This window comes from Flavobacterium sp. CFS9, from assembly GCF_041154745.1.
Classification (GTDB): Bacteria; Bacteroidota; Bacteroidia; order Flavobacteriales; family Flavobacteriaceae; genus Flavobacterium.
Genome location: NZ_AP031573.1, coordinates 2938386 through 2950164 on the forward strand (window position 1 = coordinate 2938386; position 11779 = coordinate 2950164).

7 protein-coding genes are annotated in these 11779 nt (G+C 37.9%); all 7 read right to left on the reverse strand.

The features are described 5' to 3' along the window. Positions 1-78: 78 nt before the first annotated feature. The 7 genes from ACAM30_RS12700 to ACAM30_RS12730 all read right to left on the reverse strand — a co-directional run bounded on the left by ACAM30_RS12700 (position 79) and on the right by ACAM30_RS12730 (position 11776). A complete protein-coding gene (locus ACAM30_RS12700; protein WP_369614999.1) occupies positions 79-564 on the reverse strand; it encodes an ankyrin repeat domain-containing protein in 486 nt (161 codons plus the stop codon). A gap of 3 nt (positions 565-567) precedes the next feature. After that, positions 568-3432: a DUF4157 domain-containing protein gene (locus ACAM30_RS12705; protein WP_369615000.1), complete on the reverse strand. Its 2865-nt coding sequence runs from the start codon at positions 3430-3432 to the stop codon at positions 568-570. A gap of 18 nt (positions 3433-3450) precedes the next feature. After that, entirely contained in the window at positions 3451-4971 is a 1521-nt protein-coding gene (locus ACAM30_RS12710; RefSeq protein WP_369615001.1) for a DUF4157 domain-containing protein, read from the reverse strand. A 78-nt stretch (positions 4972-5049) separates the two neighbouring features. Next, positions 5050-5925, reverse strand: a complete 876-nt coding sequence (locus ACAM30_RS12715; protein WP_369615002.1) for a DUF6734 family protein — start codon at positions 5923-5925, stop codon at positions 5050-5052. After that, entirely contained in the window at positions 5907-6494 is a 588-nt protein-coding gene (locus tag ACAM30_RS12720; RefSeq protein ID WP_369615003.1) for a hypothetical protein, read from the reverse strand. Before ACAM30_RS12720 ends, ACAM30_RS12715 begins: the two co-directional genes overlap by 19 nt. Positions 6495-6505: 11 nt before the next feature. Further along, positions 6506-8317 carry a contractile injection system tape measure protein gene (locus ACAM30_RS12725; protein WP_369615004.1) on the reverse strand — a complete coding sequence of 604 codons (1812 nt, stop codon included), beginning with the start codon at positions 8315-8317 and terminating at the stop codon, positions 6506-6508. Beyond that, positions 8318-11776 carry a PKD domain-containing protein gene (locus ACAM30_RS12730; RefSeq protein WP_369615005.1) on the reverse strand — a complete coding sequence of 1153 codons (3459 nt, stop codon included), beginning with the start codon at positions 11774-11776 and terminating at the stop codon, positions 8318-8320. Between the last annotated feature and the right edge of the window lie 3 nt (positions 11777-11779).

The following is an 11779-nucleotide window of genomic DNA, read 5'->3' on the forward strand; positions in this document are numbered from 1 at the left end:
ATTTTTAGTTTATAATAAAATAATAAGACTTCGTTTCTTTTGTTAATGACTTTTAGATGATATAATAGGTTGTATTGTTTATTTTTTTTTGAGATTGAACAGGTTGATTAATGAATTTGCTTCCATTTTATCAGCTAAACTTCCGGGACTGCTGCCAAAGTTGTTTTTTTCGTCTGTATTGCTGCTATGGTTTAATAATACTTTTATAACTTCCATATTTTTATCCCAATGTAAAGTTGCTTTCATAAGCGGTGTGTTTCCAAACCTATCCTTTATGTCCGGATTTGCTCCGTTTTTGAGTAACAATTCGGCTAAAAAGGCAAAATTATATTCAGCACACGCGTGAAGCGGAGCGTAACCATTAAGATCTTTTTCGTTTACATCAAACCCTTTTTTAATGAGGTATTCTGCAATTTCAATGTTGTTTTCAAAACAGGCATGCGTTAAGAGGCTTTGATCGTAGGGTTTTACCGAAAAAAAATCTTTTTGCTTTTTAAGCAAACGATCTAGTTCCGTCAGATTATTCTCTTTTATGCTAAAATATATTTTCTTTGTTTCTTCCATAATTTAACGAATTTCATGGCCATGTCCCATATTTCCGACAGGGTCTTCAGCATGATAAAAATTAGGATTATTGTACTCTGCTATAAACTGATCCCAGGAAATTTGACCTTCTACATACCGATCCACAAGTTTAGAATATTCATGCCCCGGTTTATGTCCCATATGCCATTGATCGAATCTGTTTTTGTTTTTGTCCCAATGAAGTTCAATTTCAGAATTATGAGGATCTCTAACCTTGCCGTCAGGCCCTTTTGAAGCTTCCCATACCCTATCGACCAAACCTTTCTCATAATCAGGTCTGGTTCTCATTAAACGGGCTCTTTCCTGAGTCCATCGAATAGCTCTCCCTTCGGCGAACCATTCTCTTAAAGTAACATCAGTCACTCTCACTGTCGATCCGTTATCAAAGCCTGTTCTCGAATCTTTTGCAATTCTTAATTCATACATTGTAAATTCTCTGCCACCAATGACTTCTCTTCTGATCGATACGACCTGAGCTCTTCTGGCTCCCTGAATCGGAACGGTTAACTGTTCGCCTACCTGAATCTCAACAGGAACATCCAGTATAGGATCCGGTAAATTTTCATCAATTTTTGCATTGACTCCCTCTATTTCTAAACCACAGACAGGTGTTGAGAAACGACACCATTTACCATCCAAAATTCGTCTTCTGTAGACATGTTCACCAACAGAAACTTCCACATCGTATTTTGAAGCAAGTTCGGAATCACCGACCCTGCGAATATTTTCAGGGTTATTGATTTTTTCTCTTAGCGTATTAATTTCAGCATTTAATTCAGGAGGAGTTTCTCTTACGTTAGGAGGATCTGAGTTTGCACTGCCTGGTTTTTCACCTCTCATGCCGGTCTTGACATGTTCAAGAATTTCCAGAAGTCCTTTAGGAAGAAATCTTGAAATTCTGGCCACAAAGGCACTGGCAATTTCGCCCGCTATATAGGCTAAACCTAAAAATGCCAGTAGTAAAGCTGTTGATATTGTACTTTGAGCAATTCTGCCATAATAGATATTATTTTCTCTCATTTTGTCTTCGTTGACCAGCATGCTGTCAATATCATTAAGGCTGGCAATACTTTTTAGAATAATAGCCAAATCAAAACCCAGAGTTGCCCCCAAGAGTACCATTCCAATACTTCCTGCTGAGGCTACACCAGCTCCAAATCCTACTGCTGCACCGGCAAGGGTTCCCGTACCGCCTGTAATAGCGCCAATTCCTCCTGCACCTATAATAGTTTCGGAGGCAATAATATAGATGGCGACCCAGCCATAGAATCGGTTAGCCAGGGCAGTCAGCTCTTTTCCGATCATTAGTATATCATCAAGTGCACTGCTTAATTCTACATTTTTTAAATTAGTAAAAGCACCGGAGATATGAGTCCAGATTGCAGCAAGGTTTTTACCCAGTCCAACAGGTTCAGGATCTAAAACAGAGGTTAAGCCTCCAAAAGGCCAAATTTGTTCCCAAAATGTATTGGTTATGGTTTCTTGCCAATTGTCTTTTAGGTGTACCAGCATTGGAAGCATATGAACATTCCAGATAATAGAAAAATGTCTGTCGTCTAGTACTCCCATGACTTCCTCGAGCTTTTCCCGAACAGTACCCTGAACCTCATCTAGTTTTCCTTCAATATAAGACATAATTTCCTGAATGATTTTTTCTTTGTTTTCAAGGATATATTCTATTGCTTTTATCACCTGAAGGGCGCTTTTTAGTGCAAAAAGAGCACCATAGTAACCGGGAACAAGAGAAAAAACAAGTCTTACATTATCATTTTCCATTGTGGAAATTAAAAGCTCCAAAGCTTCTATAGGGCCTTCGGGTAAAGAGATATTTAGGTATTGAGAGAGATCGGTTAAAGAATCTGTCAGGTCAAACGGGTTAAATTGCTGAATAACCGATGCATCTCCCGTCCGGTAAAAGTTGTTAATGTTTTCCTGATGGTCTGATGAGGATTTTTGCAGGACTCCAAAGTTTTGTCCTAAGTAGTTTAGTGTTGGAAACTTTTTTGTCTGGATATTTTTTGAGGCGCCTTGCTGTATGGTATGTGTCAACTCGTGTGCCAAAAGATGTTTGCCGGCTGTTGAATCAGGATTGTATTTGCCTTGGTTAAAATAAATGTCATTGCCGCTCGCAAAGGCCTGCGAGCCCAGTTGTTTGTTCATCTGAACAGCGCTGGAGTCGTTATGAATTTTTACACTGCTAAAGTCAGCTCCAAAACTGGATTCCATCTCTGTTCTGGTGTTTTCAGAAAGAGGAGAACCACCACCTCTGCTGCGGTTTAAATGGTGCTCGAGATTCGAATCGTCGACAGGATTGGCATCAGCAGCCGCGTTCATCTGAAGTTCTTTTTCGCCTTCTTTGGTCTGAATTTCTTCTTTCTCTTTGGTCTGAATTTCTTCTTCGCTTTTCTTTTGCTGAATAACCGGTTTCGGGAAGAAATTGTTTTCGGAGGTTTTATTTATTTTAGTAGGAGTAGCGTCTGTTTTATGTTGAACCTTTTCTTTTACAGTGTTTTTTTCCACATGAGCAGTTTCTTTTTTTTCTTTAAGCTGAATTACAGGGGAAAGGCTTTCTGCTATTGATTTTTGAGAAAGACTTTCTTCTTTTTTCTGTATCTCATCTGATTTGTTCTGAACTATCGTTGACGGACTAAAGAAATTTTCATGATTATTTTTAGCAGTTTTAGCGATGATTTGATCCGCTGCTCTGTCAGCTTCAACTTCGTATTTGTCATTCGATTTTCCAATGTTGAGTTTTGCCTGTACACCAAAAAAATCGTCACCCCGCCTGGAGTTAAAGGCAGATATACCGGAAGGAGCTGATTTTGATTTTTGAGCAAAGGCTGACATTTGAATAAAAAGCTAAATTTATGAATGACGATGAATACTTCCTGTTACCGTGAATGTATCGCCCATTCCTTTACAGTCGGAAGGCATGGTGAAAAATAATTTATGGATATCATCGTGATGTTTCAGTTTGAAGGTTTCAGTCAGATGTCCTTTTCCTGCATTATTGATTTGTATGGTTCTCTTAGTTCTTGAAACATGATCGATGCTGATTTCGAGTGTAGCACAATTGTGAAAGTTTACAATTTGAGCCGTAGCGTCTATTGTAATAGTAACTTTTGGACATTGTGCCGTACTGAAAAACCCCGCACTTTCTTCGCTCAGAAAAGGTCCTTTTTGAAAATTAACGGTATCTTCGCATCCGCCTTTTTTTCCTCCTTTTTGTTCTACCAGTTTGTTGTCGAGAGCACCAATGGTTTGAGGCCCCACTATACCGTCAACATCTAGTTGATTCTTACTTTGAAAGTCAATTACAGCATTGCGGGTTTCATTTCCAAAATCTCCGTCGGCTCCGTATTTGGGTAAACTCTGACCAGTTTCTAATAGCCCTTCTTGTAATGCTGTAATGTACTGACCTTTTTGTCCTTTTGAGATTAACATTTCATCGTCATTGGTTTTCTCCAGCGGATTATTACCTTTAAATTGAGGATTTTCGGGTTTTTCCGCCCGCAAATCCTCGGGATGGTTTTCAATAGATGATTTCTGAACGGTTGCTGATTTTTGTTTGGCTCCGGTTTGCTGAATGGTATGGGTTAATTCATGTGCCAGCAAATGTTTCCCTTCCCGGGAATCCGGATTGTATTTTCCTTTGTTAAAATAGACATCGTTGCCATTGGTGAAAGCTTGCGCTCCCAGTTCCTGACTCATTTGGACAGCATTAGTATCAGTGTGAATTTTTACATTGCTGAAATCAGCTCCAAAACCCGATTCCATTTCTTTTTTGGTTTTTTTGTCTAAGCCATTTCCGCCGCCTTTTGAGTGGTCCAGTTTTCCTTCGAGTTCGTTATTCTCGATTTCGGCATCGGGATTTTGCTCTTTCTTTTGTACGGCCTTGTCTTCTTCTTTTTGCTCTTTAGACTGTACTTTTTCTTCTTTTTCACAATCGGCGCATTTCTTTTGTACCGGTTTCTCTTCTTCCTTCTTGTCGGATTTTTTTTGAACGGGTTTTTCTTCTTCTTTTTTATCCGATTTCTTCTGTACCGGCTTTTCCTCTTCTTTTTTATTTGATTTCTTCTGAACCGGTTTCTCTTCCTCTTTCTTATCGGATTTCTTTTGTACTGGTTTTTCTTCTTCTTTCTTGTCGGATTTTTTCTGAACAGAAGAGATGGTCTCTGCAATTGGTTTTTGCTGTATGTTTTCTTTCGACTGCAGCAGACTTCCGCCTGACGAATTATTATTGACTACTTTATCGGCAACCCGGTCTGCCTCAACCTCAAACTGATCACCGACTGTACCGGTTTTTAGCTTTTTCTGGATTTTAGGCCCAAAAAAAGCGGAAGAGGAGGATTGAGGAATTGGTTTTTTATTTTCTAGCGTTCTCATCACTTCATTGTTTTATTATTTGAAACCAATAATTATCTCTTTATTCTTGACGGATTAATTTTCCTGAATAAAAAGGTGCTACGATGCGAGCATCGTTGGAGAGCTGATTTCTTCTTTTGGTATGATCTGATGTTTTTCCAGCTCGATCTTTATTTGTGCATACCAGTATGGAAATATTTTAAACAATCGATATTCAATTTCTTCCGTAATGTCTTTTTTGTACTTTTTAATACCAAAGAGATGACTGTAGCTTATTTCATTAGCGTGTTTACTCTGTTCGGTTATATTTTTTCCTTTAAGAAGCAGGGTAGGAGTAATATTGTTATAGTCTAATACAGAAGCCAGATTGTATTGCTCGATCACAATACAGGGCTCAAACCCCTGTTGTTTTAATGGCTCGAATTCCTTACGGTTTGTGGTATAGATTTTTTCCAGATCATAATAGGCCTTTATAAATTTATCCCGCAGTGTAAGGTCATTAAATCCCAGTATACCGCAGCTGTAGGAAAGACCTAAATCAGGATGCCAGTAAGGAAGATCCTGAGTATATTGATTAAAGAAATCGATTTGCTTTTTATAGTGTGCTTCATAACCGCATTCTCTGCGTTCGAGAATAATGGAGTCGAAATTGAAATTGATTTTCTTTTTTATAAATACATCCGTATCGAGGTGAACAAACGGTTTAGTTTGCTTTTCGATGGCATGAATTTTTGATTTCATCCACAATTCTTTATTGTGCTCCTTGTCCATTTTTGTGATTCTGCAGGGCAGCATATACAAAAAGTTATAGGCAGTTTCGTCTGCATAAAGCTCAATGTCTTTGTACCAAAGATGACTGTACAAAATACTCAAAGCAGTCATGTAAACGGTTTCCTTAAGTTTATTGCCCATTTGCCAACGATTATTGATCAGAGGAAAAGCGTTCAGGCTGTATATTATTCTTGGTTCTTCCATAAAATATCGCTTAAGGTTTGCAGCTGTTGTTTTTCATCCAGATAGCAGACGTTGTTGTATAACGAAGCTTTTTTACTGTGTTTATAGAGTCTTTTCCATTCGTATTTTTCACCCGTTGCGTCTGAGGTCAATTTCGGAATCTGGTCATTATGAAATGTTTTCATTTCATCAAAGGTGGCGTGCCATACCATTTCACCTAATAAATAGGATTGTGTCAGGCCTATTTTAGAGAAATCTCTTTTGTAATAATCCGTATGGACATTTTTATCGTTGATCAGGTATTCTGAAACCAAAACTTCTCCCTGCAGATCATAGAAGCGGTTGAAAAAACGAGTGATCCCTTCATTTTCTTTAATGAGTGATAAATCGTCTTCATTTTCATAAATAATATCAATATCATTTATGGGCATATCATAATAAGCACGGAGGTTAATGTAATCCGCAATTCCGCCTACAAAGGCAATCTTTGTGATATCGAGGTTTTCAAAAATATTTTTGAGAGCTTGTTTTTGCTCATAGAAAATATTTTGCTCATCCTCTTTTAGAAATGTGTTTTTTTCGGTTTCCATATTTTATAGTATTACCAGTCCACAAAAATGATCTTGTCTTTCCATGCGAGTTTTACAATTCCGAGATTCCAATTGATTTTATCCAATAAGATGTCCTGTGTTTTTCTTTCGACAATGACTTTCGGATTGTCTTCACTAAGAATTATTTTACCGGGTCTTTGTAAATACTCATTTTGTAATAGGGCTATAGAAGAATTTTTCATAATCGGCCAGTTGTCTAAAACGGCTTGCAGCATTTCTTTGCCCTGATCTTTAAATTCTTCCTCGAGTATAATGTTTCGGTTTATAGGTCTGTTTATGGGGATGTTGCACAATATTTTTTCGAACAGCATTTGAGATTCATAATCCTGCTCCCGGTCTGTCGCAATATAGTGCAGCAGATGGGCGGCAGTTTCGGGATCGTTTATCGTATTGTCTTTACGGAGTAAACCGCAATTCCCGAAAAGATGTTTCAAAAAAGGATGCACCAGTATTAGTCCCGCATTGTTTACATAGTGTGAAGAAGGAACATCCGAAGTTGCTCCGTCAGCAGGGAATAATGCCGAATGCCAGTCTTCCGGATCCTTGGGTTCTTCATTTTTGCCTTCGATTTCCTTGTTACGATTCAAAAGAGCATTAATTTCTGCCATTTCTGTAGCATCGGTTTTCGGAGATTTTGAATAAGGATTCCGATTTTCTTCGGTTTTCTTCTTTTTATCAGGATCACCAACTTTACGATTTTTTTCCTCCTTCTTATTTCCAGATTTTAAATCTCGAGCTTCCCTATTTTGAGTTTCCATTTTAGTATCAGGATGAGTTTCGTTAGCAACTTCAGGAGATCTGTCAGTTTCTGAAAATTTTAATTTTAAGAATTCTTCTTTATCGCTTTCCGGAAGAATTTCGGAAGCGATTTGTTCAGAAAGAGCTTTTATATTGGCTATTTCGGGAGCAAGATTGCTTAGTACGGAGAGTACTGATTTATCGGATACATTTTGCCTGATTTGTTCCAAGATGATTTTCAGGTTTTCCTGACTTATAGAAACAAAAGAAGCAATTAGCTGCACTAATTTTTCTTTTGTCAGCCCCTCATCATGCTGTAATAATTGTGAAAAGACGATCTCCCAAATTAGATTGCGCTGATTTAAGCCCTGTTTCGATTTCGAAACAAGTTTGCGCATATTGCGATGGATCTTCTCAATCATTTTGGTGGCTGTTTCTTTATCATCGGCGGTCAAAAGAAGTGTTTTTTTAAGGATATCATAAATCTGTGCGTCTGATAATTGTTTGATGAAACGGGTTCTGATTTGGGAGTTTTTCAATGCATTTCGCAATTTCGAGCCGAAAGTTTTGTCTCCAATATTTTTTTGTAATTGAGGACCCTCTTTCGGACCAGGGGGAGTATTAACATTGCTCTTCCCATTGCCGTTACCATAGTTATGGTCACTGGTAATCACCCACCAGGGACTGGTTCCCGTTTCCAGAAAAATGAAGAATTCATCACTGTTTTTTTCTTCGCGGTTCATTAATTTGTAACGTTCGGTATCGGGAAAACCTTTTTGAATCTGATCGTCAATTTGTTTTTGAATCTGATTTAAAATTTCCAGCTTTAGAGCATTAAAATTAAGTTCGGGAGAGACAGAAAGGTTTAGGTCTAATTTCTCGATCTGAATACTGTACAGCGGTATTTGGGTATGGAGCGTATCAAAATAGGTTTCTAAAAGAGGAAGGAGTTCTTCTTTTAGAAACGTATCCAGATGATCTTTGAGGTAATACGCCTTCTCTTTAGATTGGGTATTGACCTCCAGAAACAGCTTGTTGATAAGATGGCTGCCAAGGTGCTGCATTTAGTTTAAACTTTTTAGTTGTGAGTCGATGGCTTCCAGAATAAATTTGATGTCCTTAAACGGAATCTTCTGATCGGTTAAGAAAGCCTTTAAGGTTCCTTTAGGATCGGTCTTATACTGATTTTTCACAAAACCTTGTAACAAGCTGTCTATACGTGCCGTAATGGTTGTAAATGGTTTTTCGAATTTGTTTATCAGTTCTGCAGGCTGACATTTTATAATGGTATAGAAAAGCGAAATATGACTTTCGGTAAGGAAACTCAGTACTGTTTTTTCCTCTTCCATTCTTGCATTTTTTGGAGCCAGCAACAAATTACTGTAAATGCCGTCTGTAAACATTTCGATTAATACATTATTAAAATCTCCATTGATATAAGCATTGGTTTCTTTTTCAACACTTGTAAATTGTTTCTGAATTTCAGTAATCAGCGAAAGAGTCTCTTTACTGAATTTTTGTAATTCAGGCTGCTGGTTGATTTTTTCAAAAGTCAGGTTTGTTTTTTTGACGAATTCTACTGCATTTGTCAGACATGGATTCTCAGTCGGTTTTTCACGAATGCGGATATCTCTCGGACCGTCTATTGATTCACCGCATCTTTTATTCAATGCTGTAAGAGATACTTTGATCACATCATTTTTATATAGAGAAATTGGTCGTGTGATAGGTTCAACAGAGTCTGTTTCTACAACCTCTCCGTCAATGTTCCAGATGTATTTTATGGCATCCGTAGAGTTGTTTGCCAATACAAGCTGACTGTTTCTGATGGTAAAACTAAATAAAGCTACAGGCGGGTTCACCATTGTAATGATAAGATTCGAAGGTTTACCGTTGATCTGTACAAAAACCTGAATAACATCTTTAGGAACATTATTACCGATAAAAATGTACTGACCGGCATCATTTTGAGAAACACCGAGACCAGATAGGACATTTTTCTTGCTATTTGGTTCCATGGTTAAAACATGTGGTTTAATATCGTTTTTGCAGATGTTTCTGGTGTCGATGCCTACAACGACAGGAATTTCGTAGGTCACCGGATGCTGCGCCTGAGCATTACAGTTTCCGTTTTCACCTGTAACTTTCACCTGAAAAGTATAGCTTTCTTTAGCCGGTACTTCGTAAGCATAAATATGCTGAATTGTTGTTTCAGTAGTAGCGACAGGTTCGCTGCCATCACCAAAATCCCAAACATATTTCATGCCTTTCTGGTTCTCACCGCTAATACTGAAATCAACCACAACACCATCCTTATTAAGCGATTTCGGGAAAACAAAAGTGAAATCAAATTTCGGCTTTCTGAAAATGGTTATTTGACAGTTGGTTTCAAAATTATTTACGGTAAAAGTTATCGGTTTTCCAATGAGTTCTTCACTGACCAGTTTTGGATCAAAAACAAATTCTCCATATTGATTTTTGGTCACTCCGCCATTCAAATCTTCGTCTACATCGGCTTTTACAAAACCTCCGGTTGGCGTTACGTGAAACGGGAAGTAAGGCGTTGTTTCATCAAAACAGATATGGTTTACAGGCAAGGACAGTGTGATGAAATTATCATCGCAGCATAAATACGGCAGAGTAAAATCGGCTATTACCGGATTTAGTACAATGGATTCTCCGGGTTCTTTTTTATCGCTTTCTTTTTCAAAATCACCTGCGAGCGAATTTCCGCGCGGATATTCGTACGGATAACCATAGCCATAGTAATAAGGATATTGACTGTACTCTCCTTCAATATAGATCATGACAAATGTACCGCCGGGGGCTACACCGGATTTGTGCTCGTATCCGTGGTTTTTGTTCAGATAATAGGACGTATAATTTTCGACCATTTTTTTCGCGTCAGAGGCTTTTACTCCGAGTACCACAACATTGAATCCTAACCCGTACTGACGTCTGATGGCCTGAATTGTTTTTAGTGCTTTTTTATAGTCTGTACCCTGATGGCCTTCGATTCTGTAGAAGTTGTGATCTGAAACAATTTCGTTGGGCCATTTTGTATTCAATAAGTTATCGTGATAGCTTCGGTTGTTGCGCTGTTGTCCGATAGTGGTTTTTTCGTAATCCCAAAGTTCAATAAGATGATCGCCCACGTTATTGTAAAACGGAATTGCTTTTTTACCAAGCGAACCCAATTCAAAACTAGGAGTGATTTTGATATACGTATAGTTTACATTGTAATTGGCTAATAATTGTACGCAGCGTTTGATCAGACTGTATAATTTCTGTAAATCTGTATTTTTTCCATAACAGATTGTAATTTCTTTACCCTCTAAATCGACAATAAACTCATTAATGGTGTCTTTCTTCCCGGGTTCGTTAAGCGTGTCAAAAGGCAGGCAATCGTTACAGGTGCTTAGGTTTTGTCCTGTAAGCAAAGGGGATTTGTAAAATGAATGTCGGTATTCAAAACAAGGGCCGCTTTTTTGCACTTCTCCCAGCATTAAGTGTTTGGGGAAGGATTTGATGTCGGGAAAGCAAAAATCATAGTCCATATTAGACAACAAAAGTCTGATTTCATTGTAAGTATCAATTAAATCATTGAGCAGATCGTATCGGTACTGAAAATCAGGAGGTACATTTTTTTCATCAAAACTGTACAAGGCAGCCAGATTCTTTTTAATAGAATCCAGTATGTTTGGCATTTCTAAGGCGGTCAATAGAATCTCAAAACCGTCTCGCAGTCTGACTACTACATTGTTTCGGAACAGACCATTGGTGAATTTTCTTTTGATTTCATAATAACTGCTAAAATCTTCAGGCTGCAATACAATGCGGTTAGAAACCAGTTCCGGAAGTTTGTAATACAGGTTAGAGAATTTGATTTTACTAATGATTTTATCATAACTGTTTATCTTATCAGCAACGGTTTTACTTACCAGTAAGGCTTTGTGATTGCCGATGATTTCCAACCCCTGATTGTCACAGGAAAGACTGACACAGAGATCGGAATCTTTTTCATAAGATTCGATATACAGAAGAGCCACGGCATCTGTTACTTCTAATCCGGTATTTTTTTTAAGATAATGTATCGGATAAGTATTGGCATTTTCGATAAGCTGCTGTTCGGCAGTTAAAAGTTCGAAGATTTCAAGCTGTTTTGAACCGTCGTAAAAATAAGGTTTGTAGGCTGCTTTTTTGTTGTCGTATACTTTATAGTGCGTGTATTGTTTACTTTCAAAATCAATAATTTTTCCGCCGTTTGGAGTAGATTGGTACAGTTGTATAAGATCACCGTCGGTCGTGATACCGCTGCCTTGTGTTATGGTAATGTCTTTTGAAACGGGGCTGTACGAAACCTTAAATCCGCAAATGATGCCGACACCACTAAGACCAATTCTGGAAATACGATCCTGATCATCAAAATAATCTACAATCTCGTTAAGATGTCCTTCTGTTAGTACCTGATTTTTGGTGAATCTTCGGTACAGCGTTGTTATGGTTGAAAGTTTTACTAACATTTT